The 23312-nt window shown below is 47.0% G+C and carries 19 protein-coding genes; 7 read left to right on the top strand and 12 right to left on the bottom strand.

Annotated features, from left to right (window positions below; all coding sequences use genetic code 11):
• Positions 1-12: 12 nt before the first annotated feature.
• Complete coding sequence (locus tag B5F78_RS05305; RefSeq protein ID WP_087406212.1) at positions 13-1299, bottom strand: outer membrane beta-barrel protein; 1287 nt, start codon at positions 1297-1299, stop codon at positions 13-15.
• A complete protein-coding gene (locus B5F78_RS05310; RefSeq protein WP_087212366.1) occupies positions 1296-1850 on the bottom strand; it encodes an RNA polymerase sigma factor in 555 nt (184 codons plus the stop codon). Before B5F78_RS05310 ends, B5F78_RS05305 begins: the two co-directional genes overlap by 4 nt.
• 157 nt (positions 1851-2007) lie before the next feature.
• On the opposite strand from B5F78_RS05310, the gene B5F78_RS05315 reads away from it, so the two are divergent.
• Positions 2008-2724: a NigD1/NigD2 family lipoprotein gene (locus B5F78_RS05315; RefSeq protein WP_158100100.1), complete on the top strand. Its 717-nt coding sequence runs from the start codon at positions 2008-2010 to the stop codon at positions 2722-2724.
• Positions 2725-2758: 34 nt separating this feature from the next.
• Here B5F78_RS05315 and fmt read toward each other — a convergent pair whose 3' ends face one another.
• The 3 genes from fmt to B5F78_RS05330 form a co-directional block, all read right to left on the bottom strand.
• Entirely contained in the window at positions 2759-3730 is a 972-nt protein-coding gene (fmt, locus tag B5F78_RS05320; protein WP_087406214.1) for a methionyl-tRNA formyltransferase, read from the bottom strand.
• Positions 3731-3754: 24 nt separating this feature from the next.
• Positions 3755-5554, bottom strand: coding sequence for a chloride channel protein (locus B5F78_RS05325; protein WP_022038957.1), 1800 nt, complete (start codon positions 5552-5554; stop codon positions 3755-3757).
• A 128-nt stretch (positions 5555-5682) separates the two neighbouring features.
• Positions 5683-6246, bottom strand: a complete 564-nt coding sequence (locus tag B5F78_RS05330; protein ID WP_164470539.1) for an L-threonylcarbamoyladenylate synthase — start codon at positions 6244-6246, stop codon at positions 5683-5685.
• A gap of 166 nt (positions 6247-6412) precedes the next feature.
• Between B5F78_RS05330 and dinB the strand changes: the two genes are divergently transcribed.
• Positions 6413-7513 (top strand): DNA polymerase IV, encoded by a 1101-nt coding sequence (dinB, locus tag B5F78_RS05335; RefSeq protein ID WP_022038959.1) that lies wholly within the window; start codon positions 6413-6415, stop codon positions 7511-7513.
• A 14-nt stretch (positions 7514-7527) separates the two neighbouring features.
• Here dinB and B5F78_RS05340 read toward each other — a convergent pair whose 3' ends face one another.
• The 5 genes from B5F78_RS05340 to ileS form a co-directional block, all read right to left on the bottom strand.
• On the bottom strand, positions 7528-7863 hold the full coding sequence (locus B5F78_RS05340; protein ID WP_022038960.1) for a hypothetical protein: 336 nt from the start codon (positions 7861-7863) through the stop codon (positions 7528-7530).
• Entirely contained in the window at positions 7860-8744 is an 885-nt protein-coding gene (locus B5F78_RS05345) for a DUF4296 domain-containing protein (protein ID WP_022038961.1), read from the bottom strand. Before B5F78_RS05345 ends, B5F78_RS05340 begins: the two co-directional genes overlap by 4 nt.
• On the bottom strand, positions 8741-9394 hold the full coding sequence (locus B5F78_RS05350; RefSeq protein WP_022038962.1) for a lipoprotein signal peptidase: 654 nt from the start codon (positions 9392-9394) through the stop codon (positions 8741-8743). Before B5F78_RS05350 ends, B5F78_RS05345 begins: the two co-directional genes overlap by 4 nt.
• A 125-nt stretch (positions 9395-9519) precedes the next feature.
• Complete coding sequence (locus B5F78_RS05355; protein ID WP_013619469.1) at positions 9520-9900, bottom strand: TraR/DksA family transcriptional regulator; 381 nt, start codon at positions 9898-9900, stop codon at positions 9520-9522.
• 25 nt (positions 9901-9925) lie between these two features.
• Positions 9926-13411 carry an isoleucine--tRNA ligase gene (gene ileS / locus B5F78_RS05360; RefSeq protein ID WP_087406215.1) on the bottom strand — a complete coding sequence of 1162 codons (3486 nt, stop codon included), beginning with the start codon at positions 13409-13411 and terminating at the stop codon, positions 9926-9928.
• A 325-nt stretch (positions 13412-13736) separates the two neighbouring features.
• Here ileS and B5F78_RS05365 point away from each other — a divergent pair, with 325 nt between their 5' ends.
• Together B5F78_RS05365 and B5F78_RS05370 are read left to right on the top strand one after the other, a co-directional pair.
• Positions 13737-14645, top strand: a complete 909-nt coding sequence (locus B5F78_RS05365) for an AEC family transporter (RefSeq protein WP_087406216.1) — start codon at positions 13737-13739, stop codon at positions 14643-14645.
• A 110-nt stretch (positions 14646-14755) separates the two neighbouring features.
• A complete protein-coding gene (locus tag B5F78_RS05370) occupies positions 14756-16420 on the top strand; it encodes a tetratricopeptide repeat protein (RefSeq protein ID WP_140400042.1) in 1665 nt (554 codons plus the stop codon).
• Between the two features lie 460 nt (positions 16421-16880).
• Here B5F78_RS05370 and B5F78_RS05375 read toward each other — a convergent pair whose 3' ends face one another.
• Both B5F78_RS05375 and B5F78_RS05380 read right to left on the bottom strand, forming a co-directional pair.
• On the bottom strand, positions 16881-17549 hold the full coding sequence (locus B5F78_RS05375) for a bifunctional 4-hydroxy-2-oxoglutarate aldolase/2-dehydro-3-deoxy-phosphogluconate aldolase (RefSeq protein WP_087406218.1): 669 nt from the start codon (positions 17547-17549) through the stop codon (positions 16881-16883).
• 101 nt (positions 17550-17650) lie between these two features.
• The gene (locus tag B5F78_RS05380; protein ID WP_087211758.1) at positions 17651-18673 is read right to left on the bottom strand and encodes a sugar kinase; all 1023 of its coding nucleotides are present in this window, start codon (positions 18671-18673) and stop codon (positions 17651-17653) included.
• Positions 18674-18879: 206 nt separating this feature from the next.
• Here B5F78_RS05380 and B5F78_RS05385 point away from each other — a divergent pair, with 206 nt between their 5' ends.
• From B5F78_RS05385 to B5F78_RS05395, 3 genes are all read left to right on the top strand, one after another.
• Complete coding sequence (locus B5F78_RS05385; protein WP_087211761.1) at positions 18880-19962, top strand: LacI family DNA-binding transcriptional regulator; 1083 nt, start codon at positions 18880-18882, stop codon at positions 19960-19962.
• Between the two features lie 98 nt (positions 19963-20060).
• A complete protein-coding gene (locus B5F78_RS05390; RefSeq protein ID WP_022038974.1) occupies positions 20061-21551 on the top strand; it encodes a UxaA family hydrolase in 1491 nt (496 codons plus the stop codon).
• Positions 21552-21833: 282 nt separating this feature from the next.
• Positions 21834-23138: a Na+/H+ antiporter NhaC family protein gene (locus B5F78_RS05395; RefSeq protein ID WP_087406219.1), complete on the top strand. Its 1305-nt coding sequence runs from the start codon at positions 21834-21836 to the stop codon at positions 23136-23138.
• The last annotated feature ends 174 nt before the right edge of the window (positions 23139-23312 follow it).

Here is a 23312-nt window from a genome sequence, read left to right on the forward strand (position 1 = left end):
TTCCTATGACACCTACTTCGTCAAGCTGAACCGCAAACCCACTTGAAGATTAAAATTAAGTGGATGTTCCTTCCGGATAGTTTCCACATCACTTCCATCATCAAAATAATATGCAATACCCGGCTCGGCATACAACCCTATCTGCGGTGTGATGTTCACTTGTACACCTGCAGCCGCCGTTACCGACCATTGCCATTCCTTAATATGCAACGAGTGATGTTCCGTCTCACGCGAAGTCATTCCGTTGACATAAACCACATCCTGACTGGCAGACACACATTTTTCCACCATTCCACCTGCCGAAGCATAAAGCGAAATCCACCGGCTGTCAAACAGTGAACGATGCAATTTCACCGGTACGCCGATATAATGCAACTTCTGCTCTTCTTCGAGATAGGTATCCGTCCCCGAACGAAGGTCGGACGAAAGGAGCGTATAAGTCAACCCTGTCTCAAGTGCCCATCGGGACGAGAAATTCCATTTAAACGATGCCCCCACTGTGACAGGCATCTTGTGATGTATCTCGGTCTTCGAAGTCTGGTCACGATTATTAAACAATAACTGATTATAAGCAGTACGTCCGGCATCTTCGGAAGCCATCACCATATCCGATACCGAAACTTGCGCAGCCTGTAAACTCAATCGACCTACCCCATTGAATGAGTTAGACGAACTGAAAGGCATATTTCCTGTATTGAGCCCTATTGACCAATGACGGTTTTCAGCATTTTCCTTTTTCCCTTCCCACACTTCACGGTTCCGCTGCATCTGTTCCTGATCAAATGCACGGCGATGCTTACGCACCTTTGATTCGGAAGCAGAGAGAAGATTTTCTCCTGTTTGTCGTGTACTCTCCTCACCTTCTGGCGTCGCAACCGTTTCCGAATCATCCACCTCCGACAAAGACTGCACCGGCGACTCACTTAGCGAATGTGTCATTCGGGCATCAGCCAGTAAAGGTGTTTCGACTGCCACCTTCGATAAAGGACGGGATACAGAAGGAAGCAAAGGTTTTTCATCAGGAGCAACTGGGAAGGTATTCTTTTCTGCCACCACAGCATCGGGCTGCTCAAGTTCTTCAGCCCAGAATCCTGCTAACCAAGCAGTAAGAACCGATACAGATACCACCAACGCCGCTGCAACAGCTACAGCAAAACGCCGCATCCGCCACATCGGCACAACCTTCGGCGAAGATGACATTTCTGCTTCCAGTCTTTCCCACAACCCTTCAGGCAAAGGTTCGGAATAGTCCTCCATCTTTTTCTTAAAATGTGCAGCCCATCTGTCTTTGTCCATCATTGCAACTCCTTTTTTCTATAATTATTAATTTTTTTAATCAGCAAATTCTTTGCCCGATAGAACTGGGACGATGAAGTATGCTCCGTGATTCCCAGCATCGAAGCTATTTCCTTATGACTCTTATCCTCGAACACATAAAGATTAAACACTGTGCGGTAGCCTTCAGGTAATTCCTTGACCATCTGCATCAAAACCGAGGGAGGTATGCCATTGAAATCGTCTTCGTCAGCATCGGGCATATCGGGAATCTCATCCAGCAACACTTCCTGCTGTACTTGGGCATTCCGCTTACGCAGATAGCCAAGTGCCTCATTGACCATCACCCGCGAAAGCCATGCCTTTAACGAACCTTCGCCCTGATAGGTAAACTGTTGGCTTATAGATTCAAAAATGCGCAGGAAGCCATCGTGCAAGATATCCTCGGCAACCTCTTTGTCTCCTGTATAGCGAAGACAAATAGCCAGCAAAGCACCACCATAACGCTCGTAGAGCAAACGGCGTGCCTGCATATCTTTCTGCTTACATCGAAGCACCAGTTCTTCTTCTGATATGTCTGCTTTCTGTTGCATTTTTATTGAAAATGTAATGATTGTGCAAATACTGCATCGACTCTTCCAAAAATGTGCGTTAAATTGTTTTAACAAAGGCAGATGCAGTAATTATGCCCCTCTCGCATTTATTCATAAAAATGACAAAGATACAGATTTTATGATGAAAGTAAAATACTTTTTAGTTGCCTTGACTATTGCGGGGCTTATGGGAACTCTTCCCTCTTGTACACTGACCAAGGACGATACCCTCGACAACCTGACCCAAAGCGATGCTGGCACATTCTCCACCTTGGGCACTGTAATGATGAACGGAGAACTCCTGTCCATTGAATCGGACAGATACGGCACTCTGATGCCCGAAAACCCAGAAATGATCAGCCAAATAGACGCCGACTCTACCGGACAACGCGTACTGATAGGATTCGTCTACTTAAACTATGTCACTCCACGAAGCACCCACGAAAGTTACCCTGTGCGTATTGTCGACCTGCTTTATAAAGTGGAAACCCGAAGAGCCGAAATGCTAAAAGCAGACAGTGTAGACATGTTTGGAACTGACCCGCTGCAAATCACCAATGCATCGCTCAGCAAAAATCACCTCAATATCCAATATACTTACGAAGGAAGTGCACAAACTTACCATCGGTTCAATCTGATAGTGAAAGAAGGCAGCAGTCCCGATACCGAAGGCCTGCTACCCGTAGAATTACGACACGATGCCGGAGGTGATTACGCCACCACCTCCACCGAATCGATGATTTCGTTCACACTGGAAAGCATCGACCAGTTCTACCCTTCCGGTTATAAAGGTTTCAGAATTTTCTATAACAGTGGGGCAAACAGCCGTGCCGAATGGAAAGCACTGAAAGAATAAATTCTTTCATCTGCTGGAAACTATAATTTTACCCTTACCTCACCGTTGCCGCGTCCGTATGGCGATAACCTCGCAGAAAATCGGAAACATCCATCCGTTTCTTGCCTGCCAGCTGCAACGACAGAAGATGAAGGTAACCGTCTGTAGTAGCTACCTTGAAATAAGACTTTCTGTCGGTCACAATGGTACCAGGGACCAGCGAATGGCTGGCAAATTCCTTGGTTGTCTCATATATCTTCAATGTAACAGGCAATGCATCCGGTTCACACAGTTCTGTCCACGCAGCAGGATAAGGTGACAATCCACGGATAAAGTCGTATACCGCCTTCACGCCTTTCGTCCAGTCGATGCGACACGTTTCCTTGAATATCTTTGGTGCCGGATGAAGGACGGTTCCTTCTGCCAATTTTTCCTGTGGAACAGTCTTCACATTATTATTAAGGATAGCATCGACAGTCTTCAGCACCAGATTACCCCCTAGCCTCATCAGTCGGTCATAAACCATACCTACATTGTCCGTGTCGGCTATGGGAACACGGACCTGGTCGATAATTTCCCCCGTATCGATTTCGTGCTTTAGAAAGAAGGTAGTGATACCCGTTTCTGTCTCTCCATTGATGACCGCCCAATTGATAGGAGCCGCTCCCCGATATTGAGGCAATAAGGAAGCATGAAGATTAAATGTACCCAAACGGGGCATTTGCCATACCACTTCGGGCAACATCCGGAACGCCACCACGATTTGAAGGTCAGCATGCAAGGCACGAAGTTCTTCCAGAAAATGTTCGTCTTTCAGTTTTTCTGGCTGCAACACCTTTAATCCTTGTGAAACAGCAAACTCTTTTACCGGACTGGGCTGGAGCACACTTCCGTGACGTCCCACCGGCTTGTCGGGCATCGTGATAACCCCTACTACATTGTATCCGCCCTCTACCAGACATTTCAGACTCTCCACTGCAAATTCAGGAGTACCCATATAGACGATACGTAAATCAGTCTTTTCCATATATCTTTTTCTTGTTTATGTTTCTCATTCTGCCGAAAGGTCTACCAACACCTGACGATAGGTATTCAGCATTTTCGACTTCGACACGAATCCCAAATAACGGTTAGCCTCATCTACTACCGGCAAGTTCCATGCACCCGTAGTATCAAATTTCTTCATCACCTCTTCCATCGAATCGGTTTTTACGATGCGTGCCTTAGGCTTTTCCATAAAGCCTTCCACCCAATACCGGTGATACAGCTCCTGGCGAAAGATAATGTTCCGTATGTCGTCCAGCTTCACGATGCCTATCAATTCATCGTTGACATCAACCACGGGAAACAGATTACGTTTCGACTGAGAGATAACTTTCACCATCTCGCCTAAGTCCATGTCTGGGCGAACTTTCAGAAAATCGTTCTCCACAATACTCTCGATGTTCATCAATGTCAGCACTGCCTTGTCTTTATGATGAGTTATCAGTTCGCCCTTCTTCGCCAGACGCATCGAATAGATGCTATGAGGTTCGAACACAATAATAGTAAGGTAGGCACACACCGAAACAATCATCAGCGGCAAGAACAAGGCATAACCACCTGTCAGTTCTGCAATCAGGAAAACACCTGTCAGCGGAGCATGCATTACGCCCGACATCAGGCCCGCCATTCCCATTAAAGCAAAGTTCTTTTCCGGGATATAAGTAGTGGCCAAATCACATTCATTGCATACGTACGAGAAAACGAAACCGGCAATACACCCTAGGAAAAGGCTCGGAGCAAAAATACCACCACAGCCTCCACCGCCGTTCGTAGCACTGGAAGCAAACACCTTAAACAGGATAATCAGTAACAGGTAAGGTATCAGTAAGTGCGTATCACCATAAAAAAGCGAATTATTCATTACCGTGTCCCATTCGCTCTCCTTGGTACCGTTCAGCAGCAGTGTAATAGTATCGTAGCCTTCACCGTAAAGCGGCGGGAAAAGGAAAATCAGAACACTCAACATCGCTCCTCCTATCACAAACTTCACGTACGGGTTGGGATAACGGCGAAAGATATTCTCTATCCAGTTCATTGCACGGGTAAAATACCATGCCACCAATCCGCAGAAGATACCCAGCCCGATGGCATAAGGAATACGCTCCAGCGAAAAAGGATAATCCAGATGAAACTGGAACATCGCCTCCGTACCCGTCAGCAGGTAAGACACCGAAGCAGCTGTCACGCTAGTGATAAGCAACGGAAGCAAGGATGCCATTGTCAAGTCAATCATCAGCACTTCCAGCGTAAACACCAGCCCCGCAATGGGTGCCTTGAAGATACCAGATACTGCCCCGGCTGCCCCGCATCCCACCAGAAGCATTAACGTCTTATGGTCCAGGCGAAACAGGCTTCCCAAGTTAGAACCGATAGCCGAACCAGTCAGCACAATCGGCGCCTCGGCTCCCACTGAACCACCGAAGCCGATGGTTATTGCCGAAGCACACACTGACGACCACATATTATGCCGCTTGATGTGACTCTGCTTCCGCGAGATAGCATACAAGATTTTTGTCACCCCATGACTGATGTCATCACGCACTACCTTACGGATAAACAATCCTGTAATAAAAATACCGACCACCGGATATACCAAGTACAGCCAGTTGGCACCCATCGGGTCGAAACGGTCAGTCAGGAACTCTTTGATATATTCTACCAGAAACTTCAACACGTAAGCTGCCAGTGCCGTAAACACACCTACCAGCAAGCTCAGTATCAGAATGAACTGTTTGTCTTTAATGTGCTTCTCGCGCCACTTGATGAAACGCTGAAGCACATCCCATTTCTCTTCAGAAGTCCTCATTATTTTCAGTTATTTAATTCACCCGGAAGAAACACGGATACATGCAGATTTTCATGAATTATCATTCCATAAATAAAAAATCGCCTCATCGTGTTAACCCCCGTTTCTTTCCTCGCATGGAGTTCATTTCATTCACGGATAATCTTCACTTCGCCCCCTTTACCCAACTTAATGATGCTGGATGGTTTGGGATGACCGGTTTCTTCCCGACGATAGTCTACCACATAATCCACAGCCTGCTTGATTTCCTCACTTATTTCGCTGAATACTGCCGGTGACGGCTGCCCGCTGATATTTGCCGAAGTGGAAACGATAGCCTTGCGGAAACGAAAACAAAGTTCTTTCGAAAAAGCCTCATTGGTCACACGGATACCTACACTCCCGTCTTCGGCAAGCAGGTTAGGTGCCAAATTTCTCGCGCCATCGTAAATGATGGTCAAGGGTTTGGTGGTCATCTCTATCAGATCCCATGCTACAGGAGGAACCTCACGTACATAAAAGTCGACCTTTACCGGACTATCTACCAGCACAAGCATCGCCTTACTGTCTGCCCTCCGCTTGATTTCATACACCCGTTTCACTGCTTCCTCGTTGGTAGCATCACACCCGATGCCCCATACCGTATCAGTGGGATAGAGAATCACTCCTCCTTTATACATCACTTCACATGCTTTCCTGATTTCTTCTTTCATCATATCATACCTATTTATATAAGGAATACAGAAGCGTCGAGACACAAAAACACAAAAAAATCTTCAAGAAAACGCTTTGCGCCTCCGCATCCTTGTGTTCCAAAAACCACAAGTCGCACAAAAGTACAAAACTTTCATTAAATTTGCACGAAGAAAGCCTTACTTTATGACAACCGAACGAAAAATCATCCATATTGACATGGATGCCTTCTATGCATCTATCGAGCAACGCGACCATCCCGAGTTGAAAGGAAAACCCGTTGCCGTAGGCCACGCCGACAAACGCGGCGTAGTGGCTGCTGCCAGCTACGAAGCCCGCAAGTACGGTGTACGTTCTGCTATGTCGTCGGTCAAAGCGCGTAAACTCTGCCCTCATCTTCATTTCATCGAAGGCAGAATGGACGTGTACAAAGAAGTATCAGCACAGATACACGAAATCTTCCACCGCTACACCGACCTCATCGAACCCATCTCGCTGGACGAAGCCTTTCTCGATGTGACCGAGAATAAGAAAGGCATGGAACTGGCGGTAGATATAGCCCGTGAAATCAAACGAAGCATCCGCGATGAACTGCACCTCATAGCTTCGGCAGGTATATCCTACAACAAATTCCTCGCCAAAGTAGCTTCCGACCTCCGCAAGCCTGACGGCTTATGCACCATCCATCCGGCACAGGCACAAGACTTTATCGATCACTTACCTATTGAGGCTTTTTGGGGTGTAGGCCCCGTCACGGCACAAAAAATGCATATTCTAGGTATCTATAACGGACGGACATTGCGCGAATGTTCGCTGGAAATGCTTGTGCGCCAATTCGGTAAAGCTGGACAGATTTACTACGATTTCGCCCGCGGTATTGACAACCGGCCTGTAGAACCAACCCGTATCCGTAAATCCATCGGGTGCGAGCATACCCTGGAAAAAGACATATCTGTACGTTCTGCGGTCATCATCGAATTATACCACGTGGCCTGCGAACTGTGCGAACGCTTAGAACGGAAAAACTTCCAAGGCTCTACCCTGACCCTTAAGGTGAAATTCCATGATTTCACCCAAATCACCCGTAGCTTGAGTACAGACAAACCGCTCCGCACCCTGAAAGAAATCCTCCCTCTCGCCAAGCAATTACTGAATGGAGTAGATTACGAAACTCACCCTGTGCGCCTGCTGGGACTTTCCGTATCCAATCCCAAAGAAAATTCGTTTACCTCTCGCAACAGCGAGAAAAAAGAATGGATTCAACTCCGGCTAAACTTTGACGAATAAGTATTAACAGACAACTATAATGCAATGATACGGCTTTCCGAAGTAAATTCTAATGCAGAAAGATTGAAAGAAGTAAGCCAATAGGCACGGCAAGACAAAGAACTGACAGGCAAGCATGCCACTTCCTGATTCAGCCGATGAAAAAAAACAGAAAACGGCTCGCTACCTTTTCTTTCTATAAAAAAAGGAGACACGAAAATCATGCCAGGCAACCATTCTGTATGACTGATTTCCTCTGCCAACGGATATATCCGGACAACATTCCCAGCTTCATCCAATTCAAGCACCGGAAAAGACAGCCAATCCCCTGTATTCACTTGGTAAACACGGTGCGTAGCCACACGTCTCATTTTCTGTTCTCTATTTTCCTGACAGGTTGTATTTGACTACGGCCTACCACTCTTTCTTTCCGCTCCAGCCTTGATGTATCTCTGACTGCAACAGTATCCGGCACAGAAACAGCTTCTTTCTCTTTTACGTGATAACGGGTCAAATGGATATCATTTACCAATAACGATGTTCCCGTAGACTCTTCATCCATAAAATAAACAAAACCACTGATGCTTTGAATGGCAAAAGCCGAATCGGGACGCAGATACAAACGCTGCATCCCCGAATGTGTAACCATGCGGGTCAAGCCTTGCACACTGTCGTTATCGAAATAAAAATTAAGTGCCATGACAGCCTTGCCCGATTGTTTCGCCGAAGAAGGGATAAAGTGGAAATCAGCCTTCAGCTCCATAGCATCATAAGGCTTGAATGTCGTATCCGTCTTCAAATCAAAAACCACCTTGTTGGTCAACGGAGAAGCAGAGAGCCAATACAACGGACGGTCTTGCCATACATCTACCGTATCGCCCGACATCGAGACATCAATCTGATTGTCCCGCTTTGCCACTACTTCCTTCATCTGCTTTTCCTCTTTCTCCAACCGTTCCTGCAAGCTGCGGTAAATTGTTGCCAGTTCCTCTGCATGACGGGTATACCATACCATCGACGAGTCAAACTCGGCCTCGGTCACCTGATGCTTTTGGAAAACATAATCCAAATAAGCGTCTTTCTTGTACGATTCGGCATACGGCAACGAGGTGCTCATGGTAGAAGCCAGATGATAATCATACAGCAGACTCTCCATGGCATCCGGCTGGATAATGTCATCGGGAATCTTCTTCCCGCAACTTGCCAGCAAGCCTAAAGCCAATACTACATACAATCCAGTCGTTGTTCTCATGATTGTTTTTCTTCCTTGGTATTCTCCATTTTCTGAAACTCTTGTCCCAATGTCCGACTATAAAACAAAAATGCTGCAATCACTCCACAACTGATTGAAGCGTCTGCAAAATTAAAAATGGGACTGAAGAAAATAAAGCGGTCACCGCCACAGAAAGGCATCCAGTCGGGCCAATAAGTATCAATAATAGGGAAATAGAACATATCCACCACCTTGCCATGCAGCCAAGAGCCATATCCTTCACCTACCGGCACCCAATGGGCCAGTGTATAAGAAGTACTCTCGCTGAAAATTTCACCATAGCACACACAATCAATGATGTTGCCTATGGCTCCAGCCAGCATACAAGCCAAACAAACGATATACCCTGTTTTCAACTTTTCTGCCCGATGCGTAGCCTTATACAAATACCACGTAATGAATATGACTGCCACAATACGGAACATCGTAAGAAGTAGCTTCGGAAGGATTTCCATTCCAAAAGCCATTCCTTTATTTTCCACAAAAACAAGATAAAACCAATCTGTAATATGAATGCTTTCGTGTAAGTACATTCCTGTCTTCACACAAATCTTGATTACCTGGTCTATTACCAATACCACGAAAACTATCAAAGCCGCCAGACGCCCTTGCGTCAGAATCTTCTTCATCTATCCACTTTATTATAGGTGACAAGCTAACGAGTTGACAAGTTGACAAGGTTCTTTCGGACATTTTATCTTTCTATCTTACAGCCCTGTCACCTTGTCAACCGATACCTTGCCGACTCAATCATTTATTTTACTCCATGCTGCTTTGCCTCAATGCTCAGCGTGGCATGAGGCACGGCACGCAACCTTTCTTTCGGAATCAGTTTCCCCGTCTCGCGGCAAATGCCGTACGTCTTGTTCTCAATACGTACCAATGCGGCACGCAAGTTCTGGATGAACTTCAGCTGACGGGCTGCCAGGCGGGTTGTCTCTTCTTTCGACAACGTGTTGGCACCTTCCTCCAATACTTTATAAGTAGGGGAAGTATCGTCCGTATCGTTGCCGTCCGTATTCATGATACTGCTTTTCAATTTTTCATAGTCGCGCTCGGCGAGCTGAAGTTTCTCCATGATAATAGCGCGGAATTCTTCGAGTTCTGCGTCAGAATATCTTGTCTTTTCAGCCATAAAATAATAATTTTAAAGTTAATAATTAGAGTTTCGACACTTTCACATACAACGTGAAATCATCAAAGTTCAGTTCAACACCACCCGGCACCTCATCAGACAGTTCCAATGAGTTTGCCAGCACTTGGTTGCAAATATACGTATTATATTCTTTTACCGCATCATCTGTATTCGGATTTTTTGACAATACCAAATGAATCTTGTCGGTTATCTCAAAACCACTGTTCTTACGGATATTCTGAATGCGGTTCACCAGTTCACGTGCTATACCTTCACGGCGCAAGGATTCAGTGATGGTCACCTCAAGTGCTACCGTCAGCTTGCCTTCGTTAGCAACCAGCCAGCCGGGGATATCTTCGCTGTAGATTTCCACATCCGATGCTTCTATTACCGCTTCTCCATCCGCAAGCTGAAGCGCATATTTCCCGTTCCGTTCCAGTTCGGCAATGGCTTCCTGCGACAATTCTGCCACAGCTGCTGCTACGGCTTTCATCTGCTTACCGAACTTCGGCCCCAGCTTCTTGAAGTCACATTTCACCTTCTTCACCAGCACACCGGCTTCTTCTACAAACTGAAGCTCTTTCACATTCACCTCACTTAAAATCAAATCCTTCACTGCCTCGATGTGACGTTTCTGTTCCTCATCCACTACGGGAACCATGATGCATTGAAGCGGCTGGCGCACCTTGATATTCACCTTGCGGCGCAAAGCCAGTACCATCGAAGTCACATCCTGCGCCATCTGCATACGCGCTTCCAGTTCCTTGTCTATCAGGCTTTCATCCGCTACGGGGAAGTTTGCCAAGTGTACCGATACCACATGGTCACGCTCCGTCACCTTTATCAGGTCGATATACAGGCGGTCGGCATAGAACGGAGCAATCGGAGCCATCAGTTTCGCCACCGTTTCCAGACAAGTGTATAAGGTCTGGTAAGCCGACAATTTGTCTTGCGACATCGCGCTTCCCCAGAAACGTTTCCGGTTCAGGCGCACATACCAGTTACTCAGGTTATCGTTTACGAAATCCGTTATCAAGCGTCCTGCCTTTGTAGGCTCGTAATCATTGAAGCAAGCATCTACATCTTTTATCAACGAATTGAGCAAAGACAGAATCCAGCGGTCGATTTCCGGACGTTCTGATACCGGCACTTCTTTCTCGGCATAGGTAAAGCCGTCTACATTGGCATAAAGAGCAAAGAACGAATAGGTATTATATAAGGTGCCGAAGAACTTGCGGCGCACTTCGTCCACTCCGTCCGTATCAAACTTCAGGTTATCCCACGGAGCCGAGTTCGTAATCATGTACCAGCGCAAGGGGTCGGAACCGAACTTCTCGATGGTACTGAACGGGTCTACCGCATTGCCCAAACGTTTCGACATCTTGTTTCCGTTCTTATCCAACACCAATCCGTTGGAAATGACATTCTTGTAAGCCACGCTATCGAATACCATCGTAGCTATCGCATGGAGGGTAAAGAACCATCCGCGGGTCTGGTCTACACCTTCGGCGATGAAATCTGCCGGATAATATGAACGGCTATCCACCAGTTCCTTGTTCTCGAACGGATAGTGCAATTGCGCGTAAGGCATCGAACCCGAATCAAACCATACGTCTATCAGGTCCGCCTCGCGCTTCATCGGTTTGCCCGCAGGCGAAACCAAGATGATATCGTCCACATACGGACGGTGCAAGTCTATCTTGTCGTAATTCTCTTTCGTATATTTTCCCGGAACGAAGCCCAGTTTCTTGTACGGATTCTCCGCCATGAAACCAGCCTCAACCGCTTTCTCGATTTCATTATATAATTCTTCTACCGAACCGATGCAGATTTCGGCACCGTCTTCGTCGCGCCAGATAGGAAGCGGAGTCCCCCAATAGCGCGAACGGCTCAGGTTCCAGTCGTTCAGGTTCTCCAGCCATTTGCCGAAACGTCCCGAACCGGTCGATTCCGGTTTCCAGTTGATGGTCTTGTTCAGCTCAATCATCCGTTCCTTGCAAGCCGTAGAGCGGATAAACCAGCTATCAAGCGGATAGTAAAGCACCGGCTTGTCGGTACGCCAGCAGTGCGGATAGTTGTGCACGTGCTTTTCCATCTTGAACGCTTGGTTCGCCTGCTTCATCTTCATGCAGATATATACATCGAGCGATTCAGCTGCTTGCGCCGCCTTCTCATCATATTTGCCATCGACGGTGAACTGAGGGTCGTATGCATTCTTCACCCATCTGCCCTGATACTCCTTATAAATATCTACGTCCACACACTCGGCAACGAACTTCTCGTCCAGTTCGTCCAGCAGGTAGAACTTTCCGGTCAGGTCGACCATCGGACGTGTCTCGCCTTTCTTGTTAATCATGAAGAGCGAAGGGATGCCAGCGGCTTTTGCCACGAAAGCATCGTCAGCACCGAAGGTCGGAGCAATGTGTACGATACCCGTACCGTCTTCTACGGTCACATAGTCACCCGCAATGACACGGAAAGCCTTGGCAGAAGCGTCACGCCAGTTTCCGTTTTCGTCCAACTCTACGGGTTTCACCCACGGGAAAAGCTGTTCGTATTCCATGCCTACCAAGTCCGGTCCCTTGTATTCGCCTACCACCTTAAACGGTACCAGCTTGTCGCCCGGCTTGTAGTCTTCCAGCGCCATGCCTTCCGCCTTCTTGTTGAAGTGTGTATAAAGCAAAGCCTTTGCCAGAACTACCGTAATCTTCTCGCCGGTATAAGGATTGTAAGTCTGCACAGCTACATAGTCTATCTTCGGACCAACGCAGAGCGCGGTATTCGAAGGCAATGTCCACGGTGTAGTGGTCCATGCCAGGAAATAAGGAGTTCCCCACTCCGCCATTTCGGGTTTCGGGTTCTTTATCTTGAACTGGCCTACTACAGTAAGGTCTTTTACGTCCCGGTAACATCCCGGCTGGTTCAGTTCGTGCGAGCTAAGTCCCGTGCCTGCCGCGGGAGAATAAGGCTGGATGGTATATCCTTTGTAGAGCAAGCCTTTCTTATAAAGTTGTTGCAAAAGCCACCACAAGGTTTCGATGTAGCGGTTGTCATACGTAATATACGGATTATCCAAGTCTACCCAATAGCCCATCTTGTGGGTCAGGTCGGTCCATTCCTTGGTGAACTTCATCACGTCCGTGCGGCAATGCTGATTGTATTCAGCCACCGAAATGGTCTTGCCGATGTCTTCCTTCGTAATGCCCAACGCTTTCTCTACACCCAGTTCCACCGGAAGCCCGTGCGTATCCCAGCCAGCCTTGCGCTTTACCTGAAAACCTTTCATCGTCTTATAACGGCAGAAAGTATCCTTAATCGTACGCGCCATTACGTGGTGGATGCCCGGCATACCGTTTGCCGAAGGAGGCCCTTCATAGAATACAAAAGAAGGATGCCCTTCACGTTCTGTCATACTGCGGGAGAACACGTCGTTCTCGTCCCATTTCTTCAGCACTTCCTTATTGATGTCAGAAAGGTTCAGTTGTGAATATTCGGTAAATTTCTTACTCATATAGAATGCATTTAGCTTTTTCGTCTTTTCCTATCGGGAATACCCTCCCCGAATTTAGGCTGCAAATTTATAAGAAAAAAGAATAAGCAAAAAACTTTTCAGCTAATATTCACATAAACAAGCGTTAATTTGTTTCGGCACATGGTAAAGACGATGTGCACATCGTCTCTACGGAAACGGTGCGAAACGTATAGGAAGATTCTAAGCCGTTCCATCATACATTAGTTCATACCCTGCCCAACAAACTTATCGGAGAAAATAAGGTGAAGAGTTTCACACTATCAAAACTCTTTTCTATCTTTGCAACGACAATAAACAAAGACTTATGAACGCTATTGTGACGCAGATGGTTATTCTGTTCATCATCGTAATCATCGGCTACTTCCTGAGCAAAAAGAAAATGATGGACGCGGATTTCGACCGCAAACTATCTGTTTTAGTGATTAACGTAACCTGCCCCAGCCTGATTCTGTCTTCCGTAATGGGCGACACGCTTCCCGACAAAGGCTTTATCCTGCCCTTGCTCGTCGTGGGATTCGCTACCTATATCGTTCTTATCGGCGGAGCTTTCCTGCTTCCACGGATCCTGCCCGTAAAGGCTGCCGACCGGGGTATCTATAGTTTCATGCTGGCTTTCGGCAATGTAGGCTTTATCGGCTACCCTATCGTAGCTTCTATCTTCGGGGCAAACGCGGTGTTTTATGCCTGCATCCTCAACTTCCCCAGCACCTTGCTGATATTCGTGTTCGGCACCCTCTTCGTTTCGGGAGGAGAAGGCAAGGTACGCTTCGATTGGCGCACGCTCTATTGTCCGGCGATGATAGCTTCTTACCTTTCCATTCTGATTGTAGTGACCGGCTGGATACCTCCCAAAGTGCTCAGCACGCCTTTCGTCCTCTTGGGAAACATCACCGTGCCCGCCGCCCTGCTCATCGTAGGCTCTTCCATTGCCCAGGTCCCTATCTGGCGCATGTTCAGCAATACGGCTATCTACCTCATGTCTGCCCTCCGCCTGATGCTGGTTCCCCTCCTGATATTATACCTCTCGCGCCTGTGCCGGGTAGAGGAAACCATCGCCAACATCAACGTGGTATTGGCAGCAATGCCCGTAGCTTCCTACGGCACTCTGTTCTGCATCCAGTATGGGAAAGGGGAAGTCATCATGGCGGAAGGCACGTTTATCACCACCCTGCTTTCGGTGATTAGCATTCCTTTGCTAACGATGTTTTTATAAAATGAATATCCGCAAACATCCCATGTAGGGGCGTATGCGATACGCCCCTACAAGCAAATTGGGTAAAATGCGGATATTCATTAACTATTTTTATTAACCCATTTTTTGTCTTGATTATTGCAACCATTTTAGGTGGATGCAATAACCATCCGGCAAGCCCTACTTTATTAAATAAGGTAGAAAACCTGATGCCAGCACAACCGGACAGTGCCTACGCTTTATTGGCTTCCATCGATACGGATACACTAAATGCCGGAAGCTTTGCGCGCTGGTGCATGCTGAAAGCAGAGCTTTCGCACCGCACCTCTCATGTTTCCGTTCCTTCTATCGAAGACATGGAAAGGACACTCAATTGGTACAAGAAACAAGGCACGGAAGAAGAATGCCTGAAAGCCGGATTCTATTTAGGCATGGCACATGCCCATGAAGGTGAAAGCGATAAAGCTATGAATATATACGCACGCATATATACTATCGCAGAGGAAAAGGAGGATTACCAATTAATGGGATATACCTGTTCGTATATGGCAGACCTCTATTTTGATTATGAATATACCTCCAAATCACTTGAGAAAAAGACAGAAGCTGCTTTTTGGTTTAAAAAAGCAAATAATCCAAGAAGCTATGTGTGTGCATTAAGAGATATTTGCATGAATTATGCAGCTATGGATTCTTTATCATTAGCATTAACCTATCTACAAAAGGCTGACTCTCTTTGCCAAACACTGAACGATAAAAATGTTTACCGTTCCATTCTGAATGCGTATGGCAATATCTATCAAATGAAAGGTGAATACAAATCTGCAGAAAACTATTTTTACCAAGCTTTAAACAAGGATGCCAACCCAGTTCCCGATTACTTTGCTTTAGCCAGCCTATATATAGAAACCAACCAACTACAAAAGGCAAAAGACATCTTGCAAAAGATACCTATCGATGAAGGAATAAACCGCTATGTTGTATATTGGAATTTATACGAAATAGCCAAGTTGGAAGGAAAATTTGAGCAAGCCCTCAACTACTTGGAACAATACACAGAAATCAATGATTCCTTATCTATTGCTTCCAACGAATCGAAAATACTCGAAATAGAAAACCGCTACAAGCACCAGAAGCTGATGACCGAAAACGCAGAGCTTCGGCTCAAGCAAACGGGCTATCTGCTGGCTTTCGCCGTATGCCTGATAGTGGTATTGGCCATGCTGTGGACATACTTCGGCTACCGCAAGCGGACAGAAAAGAAACTCCTGCTGCAACAAGCCGACCTGCGCGATACACGCAACCGCCTGCTGGAACTGTCCATCGAGATGGAGCGGAAAAACGCCCTGCTGAAACATTCGGAAGAAGAGGAAAAGGCACTGGAGCGGATGCGCGAAGAAATGGAAACACTGACCGCCCGCTACCGCACCCTGCGGGAAAACATGCTGGAAAGCTCGCCTGTATATAAGAAACTGCACCAGCTGGCAAAGCAGAAGAAGCCGCAAAACATCCGGACGCTCATCGGCGAAGAGCTATGGGAACAAATCAAACAACAAGCGCAAAAGGTATATCCCGGCCTGCGCCGTTACGTCATCAACCGCTGTCCCGACCTGAACGAATCGGAGTGGGCATACTGCTGCCTCTACCTGTTCGGATTCGACACCAACGACGAGGCTTCGCTGCTGGGCATCAACCCGACATCAGTCCGCACCAAAACCTTGCGCTTACGCATGCGGCTGAACATCGACCTGCCCGCACAAATGTCACTTTATGAATATATTACCATGCAGATATAAGCTGCTTCTGCACATTTTTTTACCGCACTGGGTATAACGCAAATAGCCAATGTAGGGGCGTATCGCATACGCCCGGATGCACCAACTTACCCACGTGGACGCTTTCGGGCGTATGCGATACGCCCCTACAAGCAATTTGGCAAAATGAGGACATTCATTTAACAATTTATTTTCGAAAGGAAGACAATCGGTTTTCAGATGTCTCCTTTTTACGTTCTCCAATTGGAAACCGTACGTTTTTGATATCAAAACCGTATGTTCTCCAATTGAAAACCGTACGGTTTCCAATTGGAGAACGTAAAAGGGAGATGCCCGAAACAACAATAGGAGGCTTCCGCAAAGGCAATGGCATCCTTCCGAATATGCTTTGCACAAAAAGAAAGCGTCGCAAAACATGCTTCCGCATGCCTGCGACGCCTCTCGCTTTATACACCTTTAAACAAAATGAACTTTCGTTCCTTTATTTGCGCGCTTCGGCAATATAGCCTAACGCTTCCTTACACTTATCGGTAATGTAAGCCCAGTCTTCTGCCGCTACCCTATCTTTCGGGAAGAGCTTCGAACCCATGCCTACGCAGAACACACCAGCCTTGATCCATGAAGTCAGGTTTTCCTGGGTAGGCTCTACACCGCCGGTCACCATCAGTTTCGACCACGGCATCGGTGCCAACATGCCTTTTACCAATTTCGGACCTAATACATCACCCGGGAATATCTTACACAGGTCGCAGCCTACTTCTTGTGCAAAACCTACTTCGGACACGCTTCCGCATCCCGGAGTGTAAGCTACCAAACGGCGGTTGCATACCTTAGCGATTTCGGGATTGAACAACGGACCTACCACGAAGTTGGCTCCCAACTGGATATAAAGCGCAGCCGTAGCAGGGTCTACTACAGAGCCTACGCCCATCGCCATTTCAGGACATTCCTTAGCGGCGAACTTCACTACTTCGGCAAATACCTCGTGAGCGAAGTCACCACGGTTTGTAAACTCGAAAGCACGCACGCCGCCATCATAGCAAGCCTTAACCACTTTCTTTGCCACTTCTGCGTCTTTATGGTAGAACACAGGCACCATGCCGGTTGAACCGATTTTGTTCAACACAGCTATCTTATCAAATTTTGCCACAATTTAAAGTTTTAAGTTTATGAAATTTCTCACCACAGATTACACAGATTATTTTAAAATCAAATGAACCTATCTGTGTAATCTGTGGTGAATAAAAAGATTTAGCGTTGTACGCGACCGCTTGCATCACCGCCAGCCAGTGCTTCTACCTCTTCTACCGAAACAAGGTTGAAGTCACCGTTGATGGTATGTTTCAATGCAGAAGCAGCTACGGCAAATTCCAATGCTTCGCCTTGATTCGGCTTCGTCAGCAGACCGTGGATGATACCGCCTGAGAACGAGTCGCCGCCACCTACACGGTCGATAATGGGGTTGATGTCGTAACGCTTCGATGTATAGAACTCTTCGCCGTTATAAATCATTGCTTTCCAGCCATTGTGAGTAGCCGAGAACGATTCACGCAAGGTAGAGATAACATACTTGAATCCGAATTCTTTCGCCATGGCAGTAAAAATGCCTTTGTAACCTTCCGCATCGGTCTTTCCGCCTTCTACATCAGCATCGGGCTTGAATCCCAGGCAGAGTTCCGCATCTTCTTCGTTTCCGATGCAAACATCCACGTATTGCATCAACGGGCGCATGATAGACTGGGCTTTTTCCTTGGTCCACAATTTCTTACGGAAGTTCAAGTCTACAGATACCGTTACTCCGTGACGCTTGGCAGCCTCGCAAGCCAATTTGGTCAGTTCTGCAGCTTTATCGGAAATAGCCGGCGTGATGCCCGACCAGTGGAACCAGTCAGCACCTTCCATGATAGCGTCAAAGTCGAAGTCAGAAGGCTCAGCTTCAGCGATAGCTGAGTGTGCACGGTCGTAAATCACTTTACTCGGGCGCATAGAAGCACCTGTTTCAAGATAATAAATACCCAGACGGTCACCGCCACGGGCAATATAATCGGTCTTGACACCATATTTGCGCAAAGCGTTGAGGGCACATTGTCCGATTTCATGCTTCGGCAATTTGGTTACAAAATAAGCATCATGTCCATAATTGGCACAGCTGACAGCTACATTCGCTTCGCCGCCACCATACACTACATCGAAACTATCCGACTGTACGAACCGCGTATTGCCCGGCGTAGACAGCCGCAACATAATCTCGCCTAAAGTAACAATTTTTCCCATTGCTAATAATTTTTATATCGTTTATACTTCTTGTTTGATTAAATTCCATACTTTCCATAAAGGAAAACATTTATCCGCTCTGTGTACGCACACAAAGGTACGATTTATTTTTTAAATACCAAAAAAAGTAATATATTTGTATCGATATTTTTTCAACACACACATTAAACCATCTTTTAAAACACATTTTATTAAGGTATAGAGACATGGACAAACAAGCAGAACGAATCCGAATCAAAGACATAGCCCATCTGGCAGGGGTATCAGTAGGCACGGTCGACCGTGTGCTTCACGGACGCAGCGGAGTATCTGAAGCCAGCCGGAAAAAAGTAGAAAATATCCTGAAACAACTAGACTACCAGCCGAATATGTATGCCAGCGCACTGGCATCGAACAAGAAATACGTCTTTGCCTGCCTGCTGCCCCAACATACAGCAGGAGAATACTGGACGTATGTAGAAAACGGGATGAAACGTGCTATCAAGGCATTCTCGGATTTCAATATATCACTGGTAAGCGGATACTACGACCAATATATGCCAGGCGACTTCAGGCGGGCAGGAGAAAAACTGCTGGAAGAGGCTCCCGACGGACTGGTCATCTCTCCTACCATCGAATCGGAAACTACCGGATTTGCCGGCGAGCTGCAGGCACGTTCTATACCTTATATATTTATAGACTCGAACATCCCAAGCCTCAAACCGCTTGCCTTTTACGGGCAACATGCCAAACAAAGCGGATACTTTGCCGCACGCATCATGAAAATGCTGATGCAAGACCAAACCGAACTGGTAATATTCCGCCAGATAAACGAAGGCAGGCTGGGTTCGAACCAGCAGCTGCATCGCGAAGAAGGATTTTACAGCTATATGAAAGAACATCATCCCAACCTGACAATGCTGGAACTGAACCTGTATGCCAAACGACCGGGCGAGGATGAAACGTTGCTGAATGACTTCTTCCGGGAACATCCGGAACTGTCCTATGGCATTACATTCAACTCGAAAGCATATATCATTGGCGAATACATGGAAAAGCAGCACCGGAAAAACTTTCACCTGATGGGATATGACCTGTTGGAGCGTAATGTCAACTGCCTGAGAAAAGGCAGTATCGACTTTATTATCGCCCAGCAACCCTCACTTCAAGGCTATAACAGCATTGCAAGCCTGTGCGACCATTTAATCCTGAAGAAAACTATCAAAGAATGCAACTATATGCCCATCAATTTCCTTTCGATAGAAAACATCGACTTCTATCTGGACATGCACCGGAACAATCATAACTAACCTTTAGTTCTTGAGTCTGTGACTTCTTACGTTCTTCATAACAGAAACCCACAAACTCAAAAACCCAAAAAACTTAAAAACTCAAAAACCAATTATTTATGGAAACAACTTATTTGAAAATCAACCCTGCCGACAATGTAGCCGTTGCAATCACCCCGTTGAAATCAGGCGAAACCATTACCGTAGACGGTCAGGACATCGTGCTGAAAACAGACATTCCCGCCGGACACAAGGTGACACTGACGGACTTTAATGAAGGCGACAACATCATCAAATACGGATATCCCATCGGACACGCCACAAAGCACGTACCGCAAGGAAGCTGGATTTCGGAAAAGGAAATCAAGACCAACCTTGCCGGATTGCTGGAATACACGTACCAGCCGGCCGAAGTAGCACTAGACATCCCCTACGAAAACCGTACATTCAAAGGTTACCGGCGTAAAAACGGTGACGTGGGCATCCGCAACGAGATATGGATTATTCCGACCGTGGGCTGCGTGAACGGCATCGTAAACCAACTTGCCGAAACCTTGCGCCGGGAAACAAACGAGGAAGGCATTGATGCCATCGTAGCTTTCCCCCACAACTATGGCTGCTCGCAACTGGGAGATGACCACGAAAACACCAAGAAAATCTTGCGCGACATGGTGCTTCACCCCAATGCCGGAGCCGTACTGGTAGTAGGACTGGGATGTGAAAACAACCAGCCGGACATCTTCCGTGAATTTATCGGTACGTATGATGAAGAGCGCATCAAATTTATGGTAGCACAGAAAGTGGACGACGAACTGGAAGAAGGCATGAAGATTCTGCGGGACCTGTATGCCAAATGCAAGCAGGATGTCCGCACCGATGTCCCACTCTCGGAACTGCGCGTAGGACTAAAATGTGGAGGCTCGGACGGATTCTCGGGCATTACAGCCAATCCGCTGCTGGGCATGTTCTCTGACTACCTCATCGCACAAGGCGGCACTTCTGTCCTGACCGAAGTACCGGAAATGTTCGGCGCCGAAACCATCCTGATGAACCGCTGTAAAACTCCGGAACTGTTCGAACAGACCGTACACCTGATAAATGACTTCAAAGAATACTTTTTGTCACACGGCGAACCTGTAGGCGAAAATCCATCTCCAGGAAACAAGGCTGGAGGCATTTCCACTCTGGAAGAAAAAGCTTTGGGATGCACACAAAAGTGCGGAAAGAGTTATGTGTCGGGGGTATTGCCTTACGGCGAACGCTTGCAGACGAAAGGCTTAAGCCTACTGTCGGCACCAGGCAACGACTTAGTAGCAGCTACAGCTCTGGCTTCATGCGGCTGCCACCTCGTACTCTTTACTACTGGACGCGGTACACCTTTCGGCACTTACGTCCCCACAATGAAAATATCCACCAATTCCCGCCTTGCTGCCCACAAGCCCGGATGGATTGACTTTAATGCTGGAGTAATCGTAGAAAACGAACCGATGGAAGTAACTTGCCGCCGTTTTACCGACTATGTCATCCAAGTGGCAAGCGGAGAATGGGTAAACAATGAAAAGAAAAACTACCGCGAAATAGCCATCTTCAAGACTGGAGTTACGCTATAAGGAATGAAAAATAAAGCAATGAAACAAATAACGGAGGGTGCAGAAGCATTGCTCCGTTATTTGTTTTGAATATCCGCAAACATCCCAATGGATGAAAAGGAGTTATGCCCGCTTCGCTCACAGGAGTTAAACGCCAATAGTCCTGCTATGGTTTCCATTAGTAAAAGTATTGGCTTCTAACTCCCTTTAACTCCCTGAAATAACTCCTTATTGGTGAAATGCGGACATTCATATAAAAATATTATCTTTGCACCAGCTTTCATTTTACAGATTTTTCGACTCATGGACTATAACAAACTGACTCCCATTGTAAACAAGCCGAACGGATGGGCACTGATGCCGCTCGTCGTTTTTCTGTGCCTGTACCTGATAACCTCCATCATCGTCAACGACTTTTACAAAGTTCCCATAACCGTGGCGTTCCTGGTAGCTTCGGTTTATGCCGTCGCCACAACCAAAGGGCTTTCGCTGAACGACCGCATCCTGCAATACTCTTCGGGAGCCGCCAATACCAACATCATGCTGATGATTTGGATATTTATCCTTGCCGGAGCCTTTGCCCAGTCGGCAAAAGCCATGGGAGCCATTGATGCTACCGTCAATCTTACCCTCTGGCTCCTTCCGGAAAACCTGTTGCTTGCCGGCGTATTTCTCGCCTCGTGCTTTATCTCGCTCTCCATCGGCACCTCGGTAGGCACCATTGTCGCCCTTGCTCCGGTAGCTGCAGGCATTGCCGCCAAGACCGACATCAGCATGGCGTTTATGACGGCCATCGTCGTTGGAGGGGCTTTCTTTGGTGACAATCTTTCTTTTATTTCCGATACCACCATTGCCGCGACACGCACCCAAGGCTGCGTGATGCGCGACAAGTTCCGTGTCAATTTTCTGATTGCTCTCCCGGCAGCCCTGCTGGTATTGATATACTACATTGTATACGGAATGCAAACCGAAGCCCATCCCGACATCTCTCCCATCGAATGGGTGAAAATCATCCCCTACCTTATCGTGCTGGGGACTTCCATCGCCGGAATGAATGTCACACTGGTATTGCTCTTAGGCTTGCTGTCGACCGGCATCATCGGATGGGGATACGGCACATTCGACCTTTTCGGATGGTTTGGCGCAATGGGAGAAGGTGTACTGGGAATGGGGGAACTGATTATCATCACGCTGATGGCAGGCGGTATGCTGGAACTCATCCGGTTCAATGGAGGCATCGACTATATCCTGCACCGGCTGACCGAACGCATCAACAACAACCGGGGAGCCGAATTCAGCATTGCCGCCCTCGTCAGCCTTGCCAATTTCTGTACCGCCAACAATACGATTGCCATCATCACAGTGGGTCCACTCGCCAGCCGCATAGCGGAAGAATACCGGGTAGACAAGCGGAAAAGTGCCAGCATACTCGACACATTCTCGTGCGTAATACAGGGCATTATCCCCTATGGGGCACAGATGCTGATTGCAGCCGGACTGACCCAATTGTCTCCACTCGACATTATTCCCTACCTTTATTATCCGATGGCATTAGGAATATTCGCCATCCTAAGCATCGCATTCCGTTTCCCACGACGGTACTCCTGATGGAATATTATAAAAAGCACCACAGATTACACGGATATTCAATTTTTCGATTTACGAAGTACGATTTTAGAAGCTGTTTTGAATTTCTCCAAAAAGTTTTTCTTGGCTTGATGTATCCGTTTTCGTGTGTGCTTTGGGCGATTTTTTGGTCCTTTCCGCTCCTGTTCTTCGTCA

This window comes from Bacteroides sp. An279 (assembly GCF_002159615.1).
Lineage (GTDB): Bacteria > Bacteroidota > Bacteroidia > Bacteroidales > Bacteroidaceae > Phocaeicola > Phocaeicola intestinalis.